The sequence below is a fragment of the Ilumatobacter sp. genome (assembly GCF_030065885.1).
Classification (GTDB): Bacteria; Actinomycetota; Acidimicrobiia; order Acidimicrobiales; family Ilumatobacteraceae; genus Ilumatobacter.
The window spans coordinates 1-19,585 of record NZ_JASJCS010000012.1; the positions used below are offsets into that span (position 1 = coordinate 1).

Annotated in this window: 22 protein-coding genes; 5 read left to right on the forward strand and 17 right to left on the reverse strand. The window is 70.3% G+C overall.

The window, feature by feature from the left end:
* Both QNJ12_RS04755 and QNJ12_RS04760 read right to left on the reverse strand, forming a co-directional pair.
* Window positions 1–550, reverse strand: a 550-nt coding sequence (locus QNJ12_RS04755) for a glycosyltransferase (RefSeq protein WP_300619536.1), incomplete at its 3' end; no start/stop codon positions are given.
* Between the two features lie 27 nt (window positions 551–577).
* Entirely contained in the window at window positions 578–1,147 is a 570-nt protein-coding gene (locus tag QNJ12_RS04760; protein ID WP_300619539.1) for a mismatch-specific DNA-glycosylase, read from the reverse strand.
* Between the two features lie 36 nt (window positions 1,148–1,183).
* Here QNJ12_RS04760 and QNJ12_RS04765 point away from each other — a divergent pair, with 36 nt between their 5' ends.
* A complete protein-coding gene (locus tag QNJ12_RS04765; protein ID WP_300619542.1) occupies window positions 1,184–1,834 on the forward strand; it encodes a GNAT family protein in 651 nt (216 codons plus the stop codon).
* Window positions 1,835–1,854: 20 nt separating this feature from the next.
* Here the strand turns inward: QNJ12_RS04765 and rfbD are convergent, their stop codons facing one another.
* From rfbD to QNJ12_RS04795, 6 genes are all read right to left on the reverse strand, one after another.
* Window positions 1,855–2,700 carry a dTDP-4-dehydrorhamnose reductase gene (gene rfbD, locus QNJ12_RS04770; protein WP_300619545.1) on the reverse strand — a complete coding sequence of 282 codons (846 nt, stop codon included), beginning with the start codon at window positions 2,698–2,700 and terminating at the stop codon, window positions 1,855–1,857.
* The gene (rfbB, locus tag QNJ12_RS04775; protein ID WP_300619547.1) at window positions 2,700–3,665 is read right to left on the reverse strand and encodes a dTDP-glucose 4,6-dehydratase; all 966 of its coding nucleotides are present in this window, start codon (window positions 3,663–3,665) and stop codon (window positions 2,700–2,702) included. The genes rfbD and rfbB overlap by 1 nt, the downstream gene beginning before the upstream one ends.
* Window positions 3,662–4,231, reverse strand: coding sequence for a dTDP-4-dehydrorhamnose 3,5-epimerase family protein (locus QNJ12_RS04780; protein ID WP_300619681.1), 570 nt, complete (start codon window positions 4,229–4,231; stop codon window positions 3,662–3,664). The genes rfbB and QNJ12_RS04780 overlap by 4 nt, the downstream gene beginning before the upstream one ends.
* Before the next feature lie 5 nt (window positions 4,232–4,236).
* Window positions 4,237–5,316, reverse strand: a complete 1,080-nt coding sequence (locus QNJ12_RS04785; RefSeq protein WP_300619550.1) for a glucose-1-phosphate thymidylyltransferase — start codon at window positions 5,314–5,316, stop codon at window positions 4,237–4,239.
* 62 nt (window positions 5,317–5,378) lie between these two features.
* On the reverse strand, window positions 5,379–6,476 hold the full coding sequence (locus QNJ12_RS04790; protein ID WP_300619553.1) for an LCP family protein: 1,098 nt from the start codon (window positions 6,474–6,476) through the stop codon (window positions 5,379–5,381).
* Between the two features lie 72 nt (window positions 6,477–6,548).
* Window positions 6,549–7,289, reverse strand: coding sequence for a biotin--[acetyl-CoA-carboxylase] ligase (locus QNJ12_RS04795; RefSeq protein WP_300619556.1), 741 nt, complete (start codon window positions 7,287–7,289; stop codon window positions 6,549–6,551).
* Between the two features lie 19 nt (window positions 7,290–7,308).
* On the opposite strand from QNJ12_RS04795, the gene QNJ12_RS04800 reads away from it, so the two are divergent.
* Window positions 7,309–9,069, forward strand: a complete 1,761-nt coding sequence (locus QNJ12_RS04800; RefSeq protein ID WP_300619559.1) for an acetyl-CoA carboxylase biotin carboxylase subunit — start codon at window positions 7,309–7,311, stop codon at window positions 9,067–9,069.
* 18 nt (window positions 9,070–9,087) lie between these two features.
* On the opposite strand, the gene QNJ12_RS04805 is transcribed toward QNJ12_RS04800, so the two are convergent.
* The 4 genes from QNJ12_RS04805 to QNJ12_RS04820 form a co-directional block, all read right to left on the reverse strand.
* The gene (locus QNJ12_RS04805; protein WP_300619562.1) at window positions 9,088–9,705 is read right to left on the reverse strand and encodes a hypothetical protein; all 618 of its coding nucleotides are present in this window, start codon (window positions 9,703–9,705) and stop codon (window positions 9,088–9,090) included.
* Between the two features lie 3 nt (window positions 9,706–9,708).
* Entirely contained in the window at window positions 9,709–10,341 is a 633-nt protein-coding gene (locus QNJ12_RS04810) for a redoxin domain-containing protein (protein WP_300619565.1), read from the reverse strand.
* 84 nt (window positions 10,342–10,425) lie between these two features.
* On the reverse strand, window positions 10,426–11,784 hold the full coding sequence (locus tag QNJ12_RS04815; protein WP_300619568.1) for an FAD-dependent oxidoreductase: 1,359 nt from the start codon (window positions 11,782–11,784) through the stop codon (window positions 10,426–10,428).
* Between the two features lie 9 nt (window positions 11,785–11,793).
* Complete coding sequence (locus tag QNJ12_RS04820; protein WP_300619571.1) at window positions 11,794–13,137, reverse strand: M15 family metallopeptidase; 1,344 nt, start codon at window positions 13,135–13,137, stop codon at window positions 11,794–11,796.
* 120 nt (window positions 13,138–13,257) lie between these two features.
* Here QNJ12_RS04820 and lysS point away from each other — a divergent pair, with 120 nt between their 5' ends.
* The 3 genes from lysS (at window position 13,258) to QNJ12_RS04835 (ending at window position 16,934) form a co-directional block, all read left to right on the forward strand.
* A complete protein-coding gene (gene lysS / locus QNJ12_RS04825; RefSeq protein ID WP_367281751.1) occupies window positions 13,258–14,733 on the forward strand; it encodes a lysine--tRNA ligase in 1,476 nt (491 codons plus the stop codon).
* Window positions 14,733–15,677 (forward strand): 2,3,4,5-tetrahydropyridine-2,6-dicarboxylate N-succinyltransferase, encoded by a 945-nt coding sequence (gene dapD / locus QNJ12_RS04830; RefSeq protein WP_300619575.1) that lies wholly within the window; start codon window positions 14,733–14,735, stop codon window positions 15,675–15,677. The genes lysS and dapD overlap by 1 nt, the downstream gene beginning before the upstream one ends.
* A 369-nt stretch (window positions 15,678–16,046) precedes the next feature.
* Entirely contained in the window at window positions 16,047–16,934 is an 888-nt protein-coding gene (locus tag QNJ12_RS04835; RefSeq protein ID WP_300619578.1) for a DMT family transporter, read from the forward strand.
* Between the two features lie 24 nt (window positions 16,935–16,958).
* Here QNJ12_RS04835 and QNJ12_RS04840 read toward each other — a convergent pair whose 3' ends face one another.
* The 5 genes from QNJ12_RS04840 to QNJ12_RS04860 all read right to left on the reverse strand — a co-directional run bounded on the left by QNJ12_RS04840 (window position 16,959) and on the right by QNJ12_RS04860 (window position 19,563).
* Window positions 16,959–17,756, reverse strand: coding sequence for a VOC family protein (locus tag QNJ12_RS04840; RefSeq protein WP_300619581.1), 798 nt, complete (start codon window positions 17,754–17,756; stop codon window positions 16,959–16,961).
* A gap of 88 nt (window positions 17,757–17,844) precedes the next feature.
* Entirely contained in the window at window positions 17,845–18,168 is a 324-nt protein-coding gene (locus QNJ12_RS04845) for a hypothetical protein (RefSeq protein ID WP_300619584.1), read from the reverse strand.
* A 2-nt stretch (window positions 18,169–18,170) separates the two neighbouring features.
* Entirely contained in the window at window positions 18,171–18,836 is a 666-nt protein-coding gene (locus QNJ12_RS04850) for a DUF2461 family protein (RefSeq protein ID WP_300619587.1), read from the reverse strand.
* Window positions 18,833–19,243, reverse strand: coding sequence for an SRPBCC domain-containing protein (locus QNJ12_RS04855; RefSeq protein ID WP_300619590.1), 411 nt, complete (start codon window positions 19,241–19,243; stop codon window positions 18,833–18,835). The genes QNJ12_RS04850 and QNJ12_RS04855 overlap by 4 nt, the downstream gene beginning before the upstream one ends.
* The gene (locus QNJ12_RS04860) at window positions 19,240–19,563 is read right to left on the reverse strand and encodes a helix-turn-helix transcriptional regulator (protein ID WP_300619593.1); all 324 of its coding nucleotides are present in this window, start codon (window positions 19,561–19,563) and stop codon (window positions 19,240–19,242) included. The genes QNJ12_RS04855 and QNJ12_RS04860 overlap by 4 nt, the downstream gene beginning before the upstream one ends.
* Window positions 19,564–19,585 lie beyond the last annotated feature (22 nt).

Here is a 19,585-nt window from a genome sequence, read left to right on the forward strand (position 1 = left end):
CCCGGGCCCGATCGCGATCGCTGACCTCGACCGGCGTGACACCCCACGGCACGTGCCGGAGACGGCCGGGGTCGAACGCGAGGTCGACGAGCCGGTCGATCGTCGCTGTGCTCGGGCACAGCACGAGATCGGCGTCGCGGCAGCGGTCGAGGCCGGACCTCATGACACGTGCGCCGTGCCGGGTGAAGCGCTCGGGCGAAGCCACGAACGCCACGTCGTGGACCGTGACGACGTGGGCGGCGCCGGTCGCCGCCGGGATCGCCAGGGTCGAGTGGCAGACGTCGATCGGGCCCGTGGCGGCCTCGACCCGCGGCCAGCCGAAGCGGTTCCACGTCTCGTAGAGCCACGGCCGGGCGACGGGAAGGGCCGTGATCGGCACCGTGGGTCGATAGTCCCGGGCGGGTGGACGGCGGTGCCGGCCGGCGACGCCGACCAGCTCGACCTCGGTCGACTCGTCGAGTCGCCGACCGACCTCGAGCGCCGCGCGGGCGGTCCCGCCGGGGACGTCGTGCCAGCACTGCTCGAGGGTGTAGGCGACGCGGAGCGGCACGGCCCCATCATGCATCGCCGCCGCCGATCAGCCCGGGATGACGCCGGCAGCCACGGCCGGTTCGCGGTACGCCTCGGCGAGGGAGTCGATGGTCTCGTGCGCGTTGAGGCCGCTCGGGTTGGGCACCACCCACAGCACGGCCCCTTCGAGGTCCGCAGGCTGCTTGCCCATCGATGCCCGGGGCTGGCGGAACGCACTCCGGTACGCCGTGACCCCGGCGATTGCGACGACGCTCGGCCGGTGTTCGGCGACGAACGCTCGCAGGCGTTCGCCGCCGCTCCGGAGCTCGGTCGTCGACAGCTCGGATGCCTTCGCGGTCGTCCGATGGACGACGTTCGTGATGCCGATCCCGCGGCTCGTCAGGTGCGTCCGGTCGGCCTCGGTCATGCCGGCGCCACGGTCGACGTCGACGTCGACGATGCCGGCGCGTCGCAGCGCCGGATAGAACCGGTTGCCGGGGTGGGCGAAGTGGGTCTGGGTCGCCGCGGTCCAGAGCCCCGGGTTGATGCCGACGAAGAGCAGGCGCAGGCCCGGCGCGATCAGGTCGGGGACGGTCGCGTCGCGATACGACTCGAGCTGCTCGCGGGTGAAACCCATCACCGGCAGGGTACGGCCGGGGGGCAGCATGGAGACATGCCACACCCGTTCTGGCCGCTGTTCGACGTGGAGGTGCGCACGCCGCGCCTGACCTTGCGCTACGTCGACGACGACCTCGGCGTCGAGCTCACGCAGCTCGCGCTCGGCGGCATCCACGACCCTGACGTGATGCCGTTCGCCATGCCGTGGACCGACGTCCCCGACGACGAGCTCGGCCCCAACTCGTTCCGCCACTGGTGGTCGTGCCGCGCCGGGACCTCGGTCGAGCGGTGGAGCATCAACCTGGCGGTCATCGAGAACGACACCGTGGTGGGTGCCAGCGGCCTCGGCGCCGAGCAGTTCCCCACGACACGGTGGTTCGAGACCGGTTCGTGGCTCGGCATCGAGCACCAGGGCAGAGGGCTCGGGACCGAGCTGCGGCTCGCGACGTTGCACCTCGGGTTCCTCGGGTTCGACGCGCTCACGGCCGGCACGGGGGCGTACGCCGACAACGCGCCGTCGTTGGCGGTGACGGCCAAGCTGGGCTACGAACCGAACGGCGTCGAGCCGCACGAGCGGCGAGGCGAGCGGGCCGACATCCATCGGTTCCGGATGAGCCGCAACCACTTCCTCGATCGCGTCCGGCGCGAGGACGTCGAGATCAGCGGCGACGAGGCGGCACGGGCCTTCCTCGGCATCGCCCGCTGACCGAGCCGATCGGGCCGTCGTCAGCCCACGAGGCGGGCGACGAGCTCGCCGAGCGGCGCCGAGTAGTGCCGCAGCAGCGGGATCCCGGCCTCCCGCAGGGCGGCGTTGTCGAGCACGCTGTTGGCGGGCCGTGGTGCGGGGCGGGGCGGGTCGAGGTCGGCGGTGGCGACGGGACGGACGCGGGCCGGGTCCTCGCCGGCGGCAGCCACGATGTCGCGAACGAACTCGAACCAGCTCACGGCCCCCTGGTTGGTGACGTGGAACACGCCTGCCCGGCGTTCGTCCCCGAGCCGCAGCACCATCGGCGCGAGATCAGCAGTGAACGTCGGGCACCCGCGTTGATCGTCGACGAACGACAGCTCGCGGTGGTCGCCGAGCAGCCGCAGCACCGTCTTGACCATGTTGCTGCCGTGCTCGCCACACACCCACGATGTCCGGACGATCGTGGCCCGCGGACCTGCCGCCCGTTCGCCGGCGAGCTTGGACACGCCGTACGCGGACTGCGGGTTGGGCACATCGTGCTCGACGTACGGGCGCGCGAGCGTGCCGTCGAACACGTAGTCGGTGCTGATCTGCACGAGGTGCGCCCGACTCCGATGACAGGCCTCGGCCAGATGCCGCACGCCCTCGCCGTTGATGCGCATGGCACGGTCGGGGTCGGACTCGCACGCGTCGACGGCGGTCCAGGCGGCCGCGTTGACCACCACGTCGGGACGCGCCGACTCGACGACGTCGCTGACCGCGGCAGCATCCGTGATGTCGAGGGCCCCTCGATCGAACGGAACGACGTCGTGGTCGAGCGCGCGGCCGGAGCTCACCAGATCGTGGCCGAGCTGACCCGCGGCACCGGTGACCAGCACGCGCATCAGAGACCGGCGCGCTGCTTGAGCGGCTCCCACCAGTCGCGGTGGGTGCGATACCACTCGACCGTGTGCTCGAGACCGGCATCGAAGTCGCGCTCGAGGCGCCAGCCGAGCGCCGTGATCTTGTCGATCTCGACCGAGTACCTCCGGTCGTGACCGAGGCGGTCGGGTACCCACTCGATCGCCGACTCGTCGCGACCTGTCAGCGCCAGCAGGCGCATCGTGATGTCGCGGTTCGTGACCTCGTTGTGCGCACCGATGTTGTAGATCTCGCCGATCTCGCCGCGTTCGAACACGAGGTGGGCGGCGCGGTTGTGGTCCTCGACGTGGATCCAGTCCCGAACGTTGCCGCCGTCGCCCATCAACGGGACGGTCCTGCCGTCGAGCAGGTTGGTGGTGAACAGCGGGATCAGCTTCTCGGGGAACTGGTAGGGCCCGTAGTTGTTCGAGCAGCGGGTCACGACCACCGGCAGTCCGTAGGTCGTGTGGTAGCTGAGTGCGATCAGGTCGGATCCGGCCTTGGCGGCCGAGTACGGCGAGCGTGGTGTGAGCAGGTCGGTCTCGGCGAACGACCCGTGCTCGATCGACCCGTACACCTCGTCGGTCGAGATGTGCAGGAACCGCTGGACCTCGGCGCGCAGGGCGATGTCGCACAGCACGTTCGTGCCGAACACGTTCGTGTGCACGAACGCGTACGGGTCGGCGATCGACCGGTCGACGTGTGACTCGGCGGCGAAGTGCACGACGGCGTCGTGGCCCGGCAGGTGCTCGCTGACCGCGTCCTGATCGCAGATGTCGGCGTGCACGAACCGGCACCGGCGGTCGTCGAGCACGTCCTCGATGCTGGCGAGGTTGCCGGCGTACGTCAGCTTGTCGAAGACCGTGATCTCGTGGTCGGAGTTGGCGAGCACCCAGCGGACGTAGTTCGACCCGATGAAGCCCGCCGCGCCGGTGACGAAGAGCCTCACGCCCCGGCCTCCCGCAGGTCGGCGAGCGTGGCGGCGTCACGGTCCTTGCGCGAGATCTGTGCGGGGTCGTCGGGGTCGATCGACAGCGGCCAGGCGATGCCGAGCTCGCCATCGAGCGGTGTCACCGATCGCCCGGGCATCCCGGGCGACCACTCGTGATCGAAGCAGTAGACGTACTGGGCGACCTCGCTGAGCGACTGGAAGCCGTTGGCGACGCCCGGTGGAACCAGCACCTGCACGCCGGGCACGAGCGTCACCGACTCGACCGTGGCGAACGTCGGCGACGCGGAGCGGAGGTCGACGAACGCGGCATACACCTCGCCCGCGGCGACGGTCACGAGCTTCGTCATCGACTCGGCGTGCATCCCGCGCGCCGCGCCGCGGCGCGACTCGGTGACGTTGATCTGTTGGAACGCGGCGAGGGAGATGCCCGCCGACTCGAACGCCGAGCGGCGGAACAGCTCGCGGATGGTGCCTCGTTCGTCGGTCACCTGCTTCGGGGTCGCGATCACCAACCCCTCGATGGCACCGGCGTGGGCGTCGAACTCGGTGACGTGGACGGCCATGTCGCTCACTCGACGTCGATCTGGCAGTGATCGCCGACCATCAACCGGAGGGCGCGGGGCTTCTGGCGCGAGCGCGCCACCCTGGCGTCGGAGCCGATGAGGCTGTCCTCGAGGCGCGGGATGTCGGTGATCGACGAGTCGTCCATCACCACGGAGTGCTCGATCTCGGAGTGGCGCACCTCGCAGTCGTTTCCGATGGCCGAGAACGGTCCGACGAACGAGTCGACGATCCGGCTGCCCGCCCCGATCGCGACCGGGCCCCGGATCGTCGAGTTGACGATCTCGGTCCCCGCACCGATGACGACGCGGCCCTCGATCGAGGAGGCGTCGTCGATCGAGCCCTCGATGTGCGTCTCGATCTTCTCGAGCAGGAGGCGGTTCGCCTCGAGCAGCGGCGTGAGCTTGCCGGTGTCGATCCACCAGCCGCTCAGCAACTCGCACCGGACGCGTTCGCCGCGATCGAGCAGCCACTGGATCGCGTCGGTGATCTCGAGCTCGCCGCGGGGCGAGGGCTCGATGGCGGCGACCGCATCGTGCACCCGCGACGTGAACAGGTACACACCCACGAGGGCCAGGTCGGATGGTGGGTCCTCGGGCTTCTCGACGAGTGCGACGACGCCGCCCGACTCGTCGAGCGTGGCGATGCCGAACCGGTGCGGATCGGGGACCTGCTTGAGCAGGATCTGCGCAGCCGGGGGCTCCTCGCCAGCCCGGGCAGCCTCGAACGCCCTCACGAACGCGGCCAGGTCCTGTTCGAGCAGGTTGTCGCCGAGGTACATCACGAAGTCGTCGTCGCCGAGGAACTCGCGCGCGATCAGGACGCAGTGAGCGAGCCCCAGCGGCGCGTCCTGCGGGATGTAGGTGATCGACGCGCCGAACTGCGTACCGTCGCCGAGATTGCTCGTGACCTCGGCGCGGGTGTCACCCACGATGACGCCGATCTCCTCGATCCCGGCCGCGACCATCGCGTCGATGCCGTAGTGGAGGATCGGCTTGTTGGCGACGGGAACGAGTTGCTTGGCCCGCGTGTGCGTGATCGGGCGCAGCCGCGTGCCGGCGCCCCCGGCGAGAATCAGGGCTTTCATGCGGGCCCGAGCCTACGAGCTGGGGCGACGGACGGCGGGAACACCGTCGCCGGCTGTCGGTGCTAGAGCCCGGCCCCGGAAGCCGGGGCCGCCGCCTCGTCGGGCACCGTCGAGCCGGTCTCGAACTCGGCGGGTGCCGGGCCGTCGCCGCGGAAGTAGGCCAGCAGGATCTCGGAACCGTCGCCGAGCCGGAGCACCGAGGCATCGCCCACGGTGTCGTTGACGACCGGTAGCGAGTAGGTGCGGAGCCCTTCTTCGGCGGCCTGGCGGAGCGCCTCGCCTGCCTTGATCGGGTCGAGGCGATCGTCGATCCTGACCGAGTCGACGACCGCCTCGATCACGTCGCCCGAACCGAACGGAGACGAGCGCAGCCGGCGCAGCGCGCCGTCGACCGCCGCCCGCATGAAGAGCTGCTGCCGCTCGATCCGACCGAGGTCGGCACGGGGATCGAGCCGCCAGTCGGTGCCGTCCCATTCCTCGTAGTATCGGCTCCGCGCGAAGGCCAGGGCCTGCAGCCCGTCGAGATCCTGGCACCCCGGATTGAGGGACAGACCGCTGTTGACGTCGCGGGCGGCGAACCCGACGCAGACCTCGACGCCGCCGAGGTCGTCGATGATGTTCTTGAACCCCTGGAAGTCGACCTCGACGTAGTGGTGGACCGGGATGCCGAGCGACTGCGTCACGGTGGCGGCGAGCTGCTCGGGGCCGTCGTTGAACGCCGAGTTGATGCGGTTGGAGCGGCCCGTCCCTGCGACCTCGACCCACAGGTCGCGCGGCAGGCTCATCAGCGCCGCGCCACCGTTGCGCTCTTGGCGGAGGATCATGATCGTGTCGGCGCGCTGACCACCCACGTCGGACGTGTCGCCGATCACGGCTGAGTCGTCCGACGTCGGGTCGGCGTTCTCCCGCGAGTCCGAGCCCACGAGCAGGTAGTTCTCGGCCGGGTACTCGATCGTCTCGTCGTCCTCGTCGGGTACCTCGGCGAGGACCGACTGGAGGCCCTCGATGCGCTCGACGTCGTCGGTTCGTTCGTCGGCTGCACGCAGGACGCCGCGCGCCCCCACCACGCCGATGACCGAGGCGATGACGATCATCCACGGCAACGGCGAGCCGCGTCGACGGCGGCGCGGCGCGCGGATCGGCGGTTCCTGGGGGGACACCGGCGAAACGGTACCGGCCGCAGCGGCGATGTTGGCGTCAGGGCGCGCCGTCGAGGTGCTCGTCGGACGCGGTCAGCCGGCGCTCCGGAGATGCACGACGTCGCCGACGTCGATGCTGTGGGTGACGGCACACTCGTCGAGCACCCGCAATCGGCCGTCCCGATCGACGTCGAGGGCACGCCCGACGAGCTCGCCGTCGGGCCGAACGACACGGACGCGACGGCCGATCGTGCCGAGCAGCTCGCGGTACCGCGGGTACACGTCGTCGGGCAGGTCGTCGAACGCGACCAGCAGGGCGGCGAGCACGTCGAGGGGGCCGATGCCCGACCCGAGCTTCGCAGCGTCGTCGGGCGCCCAGCCGACGTTGAGCCCGAGACCGACCACGACCCCACCGTCCGGGCACCGCTGCGCCAGGATGCCGGCGAGCTTCCGATCCCCCACCAACACGTCGTTGGGCCACTTCAGGTCGGCCGCGACACCCGCACATCGCTCACTGGCCGCGACCGCCGCCACACCGACCCGCCGGGTGAGGTCGTGGGCGTCACCGGCGACGTCGCTGAACAGCAGCGACACGAGCAGGTTGGTGCCCGGAGGCGCGTCCCACCGGCGGTCGAAGCGCCCGCGGCCGGCCGTCTGGTGGTCGGTGACCAGCACCGTCCGGTCGCCGGCCTCACCAGCCGCCGACGCCGCGACGAGGTCGGCGTTCGTGCTGCCGGTCTCGGCGACGTGACGGACCGTCCAGCCGGGCGGCCACGTACGTCCGGGCCCGTTCGGTGCCGGGCCGTCGGGTCGGGGATGGTTCGTCGGGTCCACGCCACCTACATTGGCAGCCGTGCTGAAGAAGATCCTGATCGCCAACCGTGGCGAGATCGCCGTGCGCGTGATCCGAGCCGCCCGAGAGCTCGGCATTCAGACGGTCGCCATCTACTCCGAGCTCGATCGCAACGCCCACCACGTGCGGATGGCCGACGAGGCCTACGCGCTCGGGGGTCAGACCGCGGCCGAGAGCTACCTCAACACCGAGGCGATCCTGGGGGCGATCCGCCAGAGCGGCGCCGACGCCGTCCACCCCGGGTACGGCTTCTTCTCGGAGAACGCCGACTTCGCCCGCGCCATCATCGAGCTCGGCGTGACCTGGATCGGGCCGCCCCCCGAGGCGATCGACGAGATGGGCGACAAGGTGTCGTCGCGGCTCGCGGCGCAGCGCGGCGGCGCACCGATCGTGCCGGGCACGACCGAGTTCGCCCAGGGTCCCGACGAGATCCGCGACTTCGGCAACGAGCACGGGTGGCCCATCTGCATCAAGGCCGCGTTCGGCGGCGGCGGTCGGGGTATGAAGGTCGTCGAATCCGCCGACGACGTCGCCGAGGCCATGGCCTCCGCCCAGCGGGAGGCCAAGTCGTTCTTCGGTCGTGACGAGGTCTACGTCGAGCGCTACCTGACCTGGCCGCGCCACGTCGAGGTGCAGATCGTCGGCGATCAGCACGGCAACGTCGTCTGGGTCAGCACCCGCGACTGCTCCGCGCAGCGGCGTCACCAGAAGCTGATCGAGGAAGCACCGGCACCCGGCCTGCCCGACGGCGTCGAAGACGCCATGGGCGAGGCCGCCGTCAAGGCAGCCGAGGCGGTCGGCTACCACAACGCCGGCACGGTCGAGTTCATCTATCAGGACGGCGAGTTCTTCTTCCTCGAGATGAACACGCGGTTGCAGGTCGAGCACCCCGTGACCGAGGTGATCACGGGGATCGACCTGGTCGAGTGGCAGATCCGCGTCGCGGCGGGCGAGCAGCTCCCGATGACGCAGGACGAGGTCGCGGCCCGCCGCTACGGCCACGGCATCGAGGTCCGCATCAACGCCGAGGACCCCGCCGGGGGCAAGTTCCTGCCCGCCCCCGGTCCGATCACGAAGCTGATCGCGCCCGACGGCTTCGGTGTGCGGTTCGACTCGGGCTACGAGGCCGGCGACGAGATCAGCCAGTACTACGACAACCTCGTCGGCAAGGTCATCGTGTGGGCCCGCGACCGCGACATCTGCATCGCCCGCACGATCCGCGCCCTCGAGGACATCGTTGTCGAAGGCGTCGCCACCACGGTCCCGGCCGATCTCGCGATCCTGCGGCACCCCGACTTCGCAGCGGTCGAGCACTCGACCAAGTGGGTCGAGCAGACGCTCGACCTGTCCGGCCTGGCACCGATCGCGCACGCAGGCGACGAGGACGCGGACGACGAACCGCTGGTCGAACGTTCGACGATGGTCGAGGTCAACGGCAAGCGCTTCTCGGTCAAGCTCTGGGTGCCCGAGACCGTCGGGGTGGCGGCGGCGCCCGCGAAGGCGAAGAAGAAGCGCGCCGCGGGCGCGGGCTCGGGCGGTGGCGCCGGCTCGGGTGAGGTCACCGTGCCGATGCAGGGCACGATCGTCAAGGTGCTGGTCGAGGTCGGTCAGGCGGTCGAGGCCGGCGAGGGGGTCGTCGTGCTCGAGGCGATGAAGATGGAGAACCAGATCAACGCCGACACGGCCGGCACCATCGCCGAGATCAAGGTCGCACCGGGCGACACGGTCGGCGGCGGCGACGTCGTCGTCGTGATCGGCTGACCGTCCGTGATCGCCTGATCACTCGAGCGTCCAGCGCGTCAGCGTGACGACCACGTCGTCGTGCTGACCGAGCGCGATCGAGCCGGCCACCACCGCGCCGACCGCGAACGCCACGACGGCGGCGCCGAACACCACACGATCCGACGGTTCGACCACACGGTGGATCAACGCGACCCCCGCGACGGGCACCATCGCGCCCAGCATGTACGCGGACATCGGGATCAGCTGGCCGCCGATCCCGTCCTGTGCGCCGTTGAGGATGTCGCCGAGCTCGACGCCGACACACGGCCGCCACCACAGCGTGGCCACGAACGTCACGACCCCTGCCAGCGCCGTCTGCGTCCGCTGGTCGTGCAGCCGCTCGACTCGCGACCGTGGCCCCCACACCAGCACCGCGAGGAGCGCGATGACGGCGATGCCCGACACGCGGAGCGCCCAGCCGTCCAGGACGTACCAGTTCCCGGCGAGCAGCCAGCCGCCGACCACGCCGGCGACGACGACGGCAGCGAGCGCCTGCCAGCGCGATCGCGCCGTCACGACCGCGATCGTCGCCGGGGCGATCAGCAGGAACGTGCACGGTTGCGTCGTGGCGCGAACCGCCTCCGCGAACGGGCCGACGACCGCGACGCCGACCACCGCTCAGGCCGGTTCGGCGAGCAGGGCCTGCACGGCGGCGTCGATCTCGGCGTACCGCCCCTCGCCGATGTGGTCGTAGCGGATGTGGCCGTCTCGATCGAGGAGGTAGATCCGGGGCCAGTGGCCGCGACGTCCCTCCTGCCAGAAGTGGAACGTCCGCTTGGTGGTGTCGAGCACGATCGGCCAGGTGACGCCGAGCTCGCCGGCGGCCTCGACGATGTTGTCGACCTCGGCCTCGTAGGAGAACTCGGGCGAGTGGATGCCGACGATCTCGAAACCCTGATCGGCGTACTTCGCGTACATGTCGGACATGGCATCGAGGGTGTTCTTGCAGTTCCGGCAACCGAACGTCCAGAACTGCACGGCGACGACGTCGCCTCGCAGCTCCTCGAGCGACGTGACGTCGCTCTGCAGCCAGCCGTCGATCTCGAGCAGCTCCGGGTGGAGACCGCGGTCCGGCAGTTCGGGTGGAGCGACGGCAGGGACGATGAGATCGGGTTCGGGCAGCGCCTCGCCCGCGACCGGAGCGGGTGGGGCCGCCTCGTCGGTCGAACCTCCGCTCAACACGACCGCACCCACGATCGCCGCCAGCGCGACCAGGCCGATCGCGGCGAGCGTGCGAGGGCCTGCAGGCATGACGCCAGTGTCGCGGCCACTCGCCGCGGGCGCCACCGGACTGCGCTTACGAAATCCGAAACACTCCGTGCGAGCGCAGGCCGCCTACTCGGCCGCTTCGGCGAGCGCCTCGCTCAGCGCCGGGTGCACGAGGAGGCTCTCGACGATGTCGTTGACCCGCAGGTTCGCGGTGACTGCGAGCGCGATCACCGAGATCAGCTCGGCAGCGTGGCGACCGACGATGGAACCGCCCAGCACGACGCCGGTGGCCGGGTCGGAGATGATCTTCACGAATCCGCGCGGATCGTTGTTGATCTGCGCCTTCGCAGTGGTGGCGAAGGGGACCTTCGTGACGCGGATCTTGCGTCCCTCGGCGAACGCCTCGGCCTCGGCCAGACCGACGTCGGCGATCTCGGGTTCGGTGAAGATCGCCGATGCGGCCTTGTCGTAGTCCAGGTGGCGGTGCTCGATGGTGTGCAGGCCCATGACGTGCTCGGCGACCTTGCGGCCCTGCATGGACGCGACCGACGACAAGGGGAGCTTGCCGCTGACGTCGCCCGCGGCGTAGATGTGCTTCTGGTTGGTCACGCAGTGGTGGTTGATCGGGATGTAGCCGCCGTCGGTGACGACCCCGGCGGCGTCGAGACCGAGCGACTCGGTGTTCGGCACCGAGCCGATCGCGAGCACCGCGTGACTCGACCGGACGCTGCGTCCGTCATCGCACCGGACGATCACACCGTCGCCGTCGGGATCGCGATCGATGCGCTCGGCGCGTGCGCCCTTCAGCAGCTTCACGCCCCGAGCGACGAAGTCGTCCTCGAGGACACCGGCGACCTCGGGGTCCTTGCCGGGCAAGACGTGCTGCCGGCTGACGACCAACGTGACCTCGGCGCCGAACGACGAGAACATGTGCACGAACTCGACGCCGGTGACGCCCGATCCGACCACGGTGACGCTCTCCGGGAACGACTTGGGCGGGTAGCAGTCACGGGTGGTCAGGATGCGATCGCCGTCGGGCGTACACCAGTCGGGCACGCGCGGCCGCGAGCCGGTGGATACGAGCGCGGTGTCGAACTCGATCTCCTCGGTACCCTCGGGCCCGTCGACGAGCACCGTGTGGGGGCTGGTGAACCGGCCGACGCCGTTGACGATCCGGACGCCCTGGCTGTCGAGCAGCTGGATGATGTCGCGCTGCAGGTGGGCCTTGATGTCCTCGATGCGCGTCGTCAGCGCCTCGATGTCGACGCCTGCCTCGGCGTGCTCGAGGCCCATGCCGCTGACGCGACGCGTGAAGCTCATCGCGCCGCCGGTCGCGATCATCGCCTTCGACGGGATGCAGTCCCACAGGTGGGCCGCACCGCCGAGGACATCCCGCTCGACGACGGTGACCTCGGCGCCGAGCCGCGCGGCGTAGGTGGCGGCCTGGTGTCCGGCGGGACCGCCGCCGAGGATGACGAAACGCATGTCGACAGGCTACGACCCGTGCGGGTGGTCGTGGTGCGAATGCACCATCCCCTCGCCGCCGGCCGTCAGCACGCCGGCGCCGACGGGGCCGGGCTGCGCGTCCTCGGTGAGCGGGTTGACGATGTTCGGGCAGTACGTGGACGGGAACGAGATCTGGTCGCGGGGCTCGCCGACCCACTCGAAGTGCATGCCGTCGGGCCGGCGGAAGTTGCCGCCCCACGCGAATCCGTGCTTGCGGAAGATCCGGACGACGCGGCAGTCCATCTGCGGCACGCACCCGTTGCAGTTCGACTGGGTGTTCGTGTCGAGCGCCATGCCGTAGGTGTGGCGCGACAGGAACCCGCTCGTGCGGCTGTACCGCGGCACGTAGCAGCCGCCCGCGGAGTTGGCGTTGGCGACGTCGATCGCACCGGCCAGACCCGCCGCGGCGACCTCGGCGAGCGCCGCGCGCAGTGCGGGCTCGACCTGGACGTGGCAGCGCGCCCGGATGCGGATCGTCTCGTTGAGCAGCACGCGCCCGGGAGCGAGGTTCGCCGCTTGCCACGTCGGGTGCATCGAGATGCTCCCGTCGGCCGTGAGCGTGTACCAGGGCTCTCCCAAGGCGACCTTCGTGCGCGCGGTGCTGAGGGTGTCGTCCGGGTCTGGTGGGTCCCAGCTGCGGTTGACCTTCGTGTCGCGCCGGGTCAGGAGGCCGACATCGGCGACGGCGTCGTCGAACGCCTGGCGATCGTCGATGTCCCAGACGACGACGCGCGTGTCGGCGGTCGCACCGAGTCGTTCGGCGACGTCGAACGTGAAGACGAGCTCGGCCCAGCCGATCTGGTCGTACGAACGGATGCCGGCGACGGTCAAGGGGACGACCGAGCCGGTCCTCGACTGCATGACGACCACGTCGCCGACCTGGGCCCCGGTGATCGACGCCGTGACCTCGTTCATGACGACCGAGTCGGGCGTCAGCACCTGGGACACGTCGGCACCCATCACGCCGCCCACCGCGCCGTCGGGCAGCGAGATGTACACCATCGGGATCAGGTAGCCGGCCGGCGGCGCATGGACGGTGGCACCGTTGCGGGTCATGCGCTGCATCCCGAGCGAACCGCTGCGGCTGGTCGAGGCGGTGGCGCCGACACGTCGCGCCGCGGCGTCGGTGAGGTCGATGACCTCCCGATCGACGTCACCGACGTCGAACACGACGGCAAGGTCGCCGATCGGCTGCACGGCACGTACTGCCGGCACATCGACCTCGGCCGCCCGGTCGACGCCGTTCGCGAGGGCGTAGACCGATGCAGCGCCGGCGAACGCCGCGACGGCAGCGAGCGCGGCGGCGCGAGTGGTCGACAGTCGGGCGGACATCCGGGACATCGTACGGACAGATCGGCAAGTCAGGGTGGCGGCCGGAGGGTCAAGGACTACCGTCTGGTGCTCGTGGACGAGCCGACCGACACCCCTGACGACCAGCACACCGGCAGTGGCCTGGTCGCGGAGAAGGCCAGGCGGCTCCACCGCATCGCCGAACTGCGCGAGCGCGGTGACGAGCCGTACCCGTACCGGTTCGACCGGTCGCACACGCTCGGGGAGGTCCGCGGCAAGTGGGGCGAGCTCGAGGCCGGGACCGAGACCGAGCACGAGGTCGCCATCGCCGGCCGGGTGATGTTGAAGCGAGACTCGGGCAAGCTCGTCTTCGCGACCGTTCGCGATCGTTCGGGCGATCTGCAGCTGTTCATCTCGAAGGCGGTCATCGGCGACGACGCGTTCGAGGACGTCAAGGCGCTCGACCTCGGCGACTGGGTCGGTGTGCAGGGCACGGTCATGACCACACGCAAGGGCGAGCTGTCGGTCAAGGCATCGACGGTCGAGCTGCTCGCCAAGGCGATCCGACCGTTGCCCGACAAGTGGCACGGCCTCACCGATGTCGACACCCGGTTCCGGCAGCGCTACGCCGACCTCATGATGAACGACGAGGCGCGGCGCGTGTTCGAGGTCCGCCACGAGGTGATCTCGAGCTTCCGGCGCACCCTGCACGCCGAGGGCTTCATCGAGGTCGAGACGCCAGTGCTGCACCACGAGCCGGGCGGTGCCCATGCGCGCCCGTTCGTCACGCACCACCACACCCTCGACCTCGAGCTCCACCTGCGGATCGCACTCGAGCTGCACCTCAAGCGGCTGATCGTCGGCGGACTCGAACGCGTCTACGAGATCGGCCGGATCTTCCGGAACGAGGGGATCTCGACCCGCCACAACCCCGAGTTCACGATGATGGAGCTCTACCAGGCGTTCGCCGACTGGAACGAGATGATGGACATCACCGAGCGTCTGATCGTGCAGGGCGCACGCGATGCGATCGGCACGACCGTCGTCGAGATCCGCGGCGAGACGGTCGACCTGGCCGACCCCTGGCCCCGCATGGCCATGGTCGACCACGTGTGCGAGACACTGGGCCGCGAGGTGCACCCGTCGCAGCCGGTCGAGGACCTCCGCAGGCTGGCCGACGAGCAGGAGGTGCCCTGGGAGGAGCACTGGGGCGGCGGCAAGCTCGTCGAGGCGCTGTTCGAGAAGCGCTGCGAGCACGACATCGTCCGGCCGACGTTCGTGACCGGTCACCCGACCGAGATCTCGCCGCTCGCACGCGCCGACCGCGACGATCCCTGGCTCACCGAGCGCTTCGAGCTGTTCATCGACTCCCGTGAGATCGGCAACGGCTACAGCGAGCTCAACGACCCGGTCGAGCAGCGCCAACGGTTCGAGGACGAGCAGGCGGCCAAGGAGGCCGGCGATTCCGAGCGTGGCACCGTCGACGAGGACTACCTGCGGGCGCTCGAGTACGGCATGCCGCCGACCGGTGGGCTCGGCATCGGCATGGACCGTGTGGCGATGCTGCTCGCCGGCGTCGACAGCATCAAGGAAGTGATCCTCTTCCCCACCCTCCGCCCAGAACAGGAGCCGCACTGATGACACGGATGGCATGGGGAGCCGGGCTCGCCACCGAAGCCGCCGACGGCACCACGCTCGACTGCTGGTACCGCTGGTTCGACTGGGGCGAGTTCGGAGACGACGACATGGTCGCCAAGTACCCGGACCTCGACGAGCAGCTCGGGTTGCGTGAACAGCGCGACGAGGTCCGCAACGTGACGGTGCGCCCGGTCCGCATCACGATCGACGTCGACGAGCCACCCGCCTCGCCAGCCGACGGCTACCTGCGCCTGCACTTGCTCTCCGGCCGCCTGGCAGCGCCGCGGACGATCAACGTCGACGGCATGTTCGGAGCGCTCAACAACGCGGTGTGGACGAACCTCGGGCCGATCGCAGTGAACGAGCTCGACGACGTTCGACTGCGCGTCAAGCAGGCCGGGGACGTGCTGCACGTCCACGGCGTCGACAAGTTCCCGCGCATGCTCGACTACGTCGTGCCGAGCGGCGTGCGCATCGCCGACGCCTCCCGCGTCCGGCTCGGGGCCCACCTCGCCGACGGCACCGTCGTCATGCACGAGGGGTTCTGCAACTTCAACGCCGGCACGCTGGGCACCTCGATGGTCGAGGGCCGCATCTCGGCCGGAGTGGTCGTCGGCGACGGCAGCGACGTCGGTGGCGGAGCGTCGATCCAGGGGACGTTGTCGGGCGGCGGCAAGGAGGTGATCTCGATCGGTGAGCGCTGCCTGCTCGGCGCCAACGCCGGCATCGGCATCAGCCTCGGCGACGACTGCGCGGTCGAAGCCGGCCTGTACATCACCGCGTCGACGCCCGTCACGACCCCCGACGGCGTCGTGAAGGCCCGCGAGATCTCCGGCATCAGCGGCACGCTGTTCATCCGCGACGGCCAGACCGGCAAGGTCATCGCCCGCCCCCGCACCAAGAGCTGGGGCGAGCTGAACGAGGCGCTCCACACCGGGCACTGAGTGTTCGGGCTTCGCACGCGCTCGGGCTGGTAGCCCTCGCCTGGCCGGAGCTGACGGGCTCGCTGCGCTGCGCTCCTCGCCTCCCCGCCTGGGGGAAGCGCGGTCGACCGGCGCGACATGTCCAGCTCCGCCTGACCGAGCTCGCATCTCCGCTCTGCTCCGACGCTCACCCACCTCGTTGGCGCGACGCGGTCGGTCCGCGAGATGACCGCTCGAGCACAGAGTTCCCTGTCGGCACCAGCATCGGGACGGCTGCGGGCTCGATGGCGATACTGGGCGCATCGAGCCGTGACGAGAGCGCCGGGCACATCTCGTCACAGGTGGCGGGCGTACCAGGCTGGGCGCGGTGCCGGCGGCGATACTGGGGCGATGGTCGAGGGGCGACGGCGCGGGTGGGCGCTGGCTGCGTTCGGGATGTTGATGGTCTCGACCGACTCGTTCTTCATCCGCCAGGCCGACTTCGACTCGTGGACCATCGCGTTCGTGTTCGGCGTGGCGTCGACGGTCGTTCTCTCGCTCGTCTACGCGTTCACGGCGCCCGAGTCAGCCGTCTCGGCGTTCCGGAGGGCGCCGCGCCCGTTGCTCACCGTGGCCGCGCTGGCCAGCGTCAGCCAGATCTGCTTCACCGCGGCGGTCAACAACACGAGCGTCGCGAACGTCGTGGTGATCGTGGCCTCGACGCCGATCTTCGCAGCCGTCCTCGCGTGGCTCCTGCTGCGCGAACGGACCGACCGGCGCGTCGCGGTGGCGATCGGCGTGACGGTCGTCGGCATCCTGGTCGTCGTCAGCGGATCGTTCGGTGCCCCGACGCTCGACGGCGACCTCCTCGCACTGCTGGCGATCATCTCGTTCGCGACGAGCGTCGTCGTGTGGCGCCGGCACCCCGAGCTGAGCCGGCCGCTCGCATTGGCGGCGAGCTCCGCAACCATGGCGCTGATCACCGCACCGCTCGCGTCGATCGGTGATGCCCCGGCGCGCGTCTTCGTCGCGGCCGGACTGATGGGACTCGTGTTCAACCCGATCGGCCGGGTCGCCTACACGACCGCCACGAGGTTCGCACCGGCTGCCGAGGTGGCGCTCTTCGGGCCGGTCGAGACGGTCGCCGCGACCACCTGGGCGTGGATCTTCTTCTCGGAGCGTCCGTCGGCTCGGACCGTGATCGGTGGCGTCATCGTGATCGGCGCCGTGCTCTACGGCACCGTCGGCCGCGGCGCGACGAGGGAGGCCGCTGCGACGAGTGACCCGGCCACGACCTGACCGGGTCGCCGGTCGGCGTGCGGGTCAGCCCTCGCCGGACTCGGGCTGCATCACCGAGACCGCAGCGCCCTGCGGGTCCATCATCGCGGCGAAGCGTCCGACGCCGGGGACCGAGATCGGCTCGGCGAGCAGCGCCGCACCGTGCTCCTTGGCGAGCGCCACCGTCGCATCGCAGTCGTCGACGGCGAAGTAGACGCCCCAGAAGGCGGGCATGCCGTCCATCGGCGGCTTCATCGCACCGGCGATCGACTCCTCGGGGCCCTTGCCCTCGGTCGAGTAGACGACGTACTCGCCATTCGGCATCGGCATCGTGGTCGCCGTCCATCCGAACACCGCCTCGTAGAACGGCGCCACGGCAGCCGGATCCGGTGTGATGAGCTCGTTCCAGATCAGGGCGCCGTGCTCGTTGACGACCCCTGCGCCGATGTGGTCCCTCGCCTCCCACATGCAGATCCCGGCGCCGGCGGGATCGACGATCACCGCCATCCGGCCGGCGTCCATTGCGTCCATCGCCGGCTGCGCCACCTGGCCGCCGGCCGGCTCGACCTTCACAAGGGCCGCGTCGAGGTCCTCGACGGTGACGTAGCTCGACCAGCACGGCGGCATCCCCGCCTCGGACATCTCCTCGCTCAGCTGCATCATCCCGGCCGCGGCGTCATCACCCTTGGAGCACATGATGTACGTGCCCCGTTCGCCTGCGGACTGCTCGTCGTAGGACCAACCGAACAGCGCGCCGTAGAACTCCCGCGACGCGGCCGGGTCGGGCGTGGCGAGGTCGACCCACGACGGCGTCCCGTGGACATAGCTGGTGACCTGAGGCATGACGGTTCCTCTCAGAGATGGGGTGGGAGTTCGACGCTACTGAGGGCCAGGAATCGGGGCAAGGGGCCGGTCGCACGACACCGGCCGTTCACCTCGGCGCCACGAACTCGACACCTTCGCGGAGCAGCGAGCGCCACCGGCGGCGATCCCGCTCGGGAACCGACAGCCACTCCTTGAAGACCTTGCCGGCAGGTGCGAACGGCTGGCCGACGCCCTGCTCGATGAGCTCGTCGACGCGCGCTCTCGGCAGCTTCACGACCATGCCCGAACCCTTGAAGTCGACCAGCCCGAGGAACTCGCCCGACACTCGTGCGCACCGGCCACCCATGATCGTGCCCTCCTCGATGCGGCTGTCCTCCAACTGGAGCTCGTCGATGAGCTCCCAGAACACGCTCTCGTCGGTCTGCGGCATGATCAACCTCTCGTGACGTTGGCGACCAGCCAACGGTGGACGGGGAGCAGGGCGTCGAGGTGGTCGACGCACCAGTCGGCGAACTCGGGCGCTCCGACCGAGTCGGGCAGGTCGTCGACGAACCGGATCTGGAAACCGGTGCGGCGGAGCAGGTCGGCCCGCGGGTGGTCGGCGTTCCAGGGCGACGGGACCTTCTTGACCTGGTCGCCGGCGACCTCGGCGCCGCGTCGGTCGACGAGCGCACCGATCGCCTCGGCGAGCGCTTCGCCGGCGTCACCGCCGACCGCTTCGCGCCACCGGTCGCGCACCTCGGGCGTGAATCCGATGCCGCTGGCGAACCCGGCCCGGTGGGCGTCGATGCGGATCCACAGGATCGGCGACGTCTTCTTGTCGTCGCCCTCCCAGGTGGTCATCATCGCGTAGTCCTTGTAGCGGGGCGCGCCCGGGCCCGCGAACCGCAAGTCGTTGTGGAGCGGCGAGACCGACCCGCGGGCAGCGACGGTCAGCTCGGCGTCGAGACGGTCGGCGACCTGGGCGATCAAGGCCGCCGCCGGCTTGGTCAGGCCGGCACCGAGCTGGGCCTTGTGTGCGCCGTAGGTCTCTGCGTCCCAGGTCGAGAGCTGGTCGAGCAGCGCGACCGCGTCGGGGTCGAAGCCGGTGAAGGTCACGTCGACACCGCCGACGCCCGCGCGGCGAGACGCTCGATGAACATCGTCCAGCCCTCGGTGTGCTGCGCGGCCATCTCGGCGGTCAGACCCTCGTGGCGGACTCGTACCCTCGTCGCTGCGTCGAGGGCGTCGAGCTCGATCGTGACGACGCTGCTGCCGCGCGGCACCGGGAAGCCACCCCGCTCCCATCCGAAGGTGAACACCAGGCGCCGCATCGGTGTGACCTCACGGATCTCACCGGCGACCACCCAGCCGCTGTCGTGCGTCCAGCGGATGGCGCCACCGGGCCGGAGATCGACCTCGGCCTCGATCGACATCCACTGGTTGAGGCCCTCGGCCGAGCTCAGCAGCGGCCACACGACGTCGACGGGAGCCTCGATCACTCGGTCGCAGGTGGCGAGGTTCACGACGCTGCGCTCCGCCGCGCGGCACGACGCTCGGCGACGTCGGCCAGCACGTCGAGGTTCTTCGACCAGTAGTCCTCGAAGAACCGTTGCGCCTCTCGCAAGGCAGCATGATCGGCCCGGTACAGCCGGCAGCGACCGCGCTGCTCGACCGACACCAGCCCGGCCTCCCGCAGCACGCCGAGATGCTGGCTCGTGGCGGGCTGCGACGCGCCGACGCTCGAGGCGAGGTCGCCGACCGTGCGAGCGTCGTCACGGACGATCCGCAGCAGCCGCCGCCGGGTGGGGTTCGCCAGGGCTCGGAATCGCTCGTCCTCGGACACGCACGACATATAAGCAGACGCG

Coding starts and splice junctions, on each gene's coding strand:
- QNJ12_RS04760 (WP_300619539.1), bottom strand. CDS start 1,147: ATGGGTTTCACCCGCGAGCAGCTCGAGTCGTATCGCGACGCGACCGTC.
- QNJ12_RS04765 (WP_300619542.1), top strand. CDS start 1,184: ATGCCACACCCGTTCTGGCCGCTGTTCGACGTGGAGGTGCGCACGCCG.
- rfbD (WP_300619545.1), bottom strand. CDS start 2,700: ATGCGCGTGCTGGTCACCGGTGCCGCGGGTCAGCTCGGCCACGATCTG.
- QNJ12_RS04780 (WP_300619681.1), bottom strand. CDS start 4,231: ATGGCCGTCCACGTCACCGAGTTCGACGCCCACGCCGGTGCCATCGAG.
- QNJ12_RS04785 (WP_300619550.1), bottom strand. CDS start 5,316: ATGAAAGCCCTGATTCTCGCCGGGGGCGCCGGCACGCGGCTGCGCCCG.
- QNJ12_RS04810 (WP_300619565.1), bottom strand. CDS start 10,341: ATGCCTGCAGGCCCTCGCACGCTCGCCGCGATCGGCCTGGTCGCGCTG.
- QNJ12_RS04815 (WP_300619568.1), bottom strand. CDS start 11,784: ATGCGTTTCGTCATCCTCGGCGGCGGTCCCGCCGGACACCAGGCCGCC.
- QNJ12_RS04820 (WP_300619571.1), bottom strand. CDS start 13,137: ATGTCCGCCCGACTGTCGACCACTCGCGCCGCCGCGCTCGCTGCCGTC.
- dapD (WP_300619575.1), top strand. CDS start 14,733: ATGACACGGATGGCATGGGGAGCCGGGCTCGCCACCGAAGCCGCCGAC.
- QNJ12_RS04835 (WP_300619578.1), top strand. CDS start 16,047: ATGGTCGAGGGGCGACGGCGCGGGTGGGCGCTGGCTGCGTTCGGGATG.
- QNJ12_RS04840 (WP_300619581.1), bottom strand. CDS start 17,756: ATGCCTCAGGTCACCAGCTATGTCCACGGGACGCCGTCGTGGGTCGAC.
- QNJ12_RS04845 (WP_300619584.1), bottom strand. CDS start 18,168: ATGCCGCAGACCGACGAGAGCGTGTTCTGGGAGCTCATCGACGAGCTC.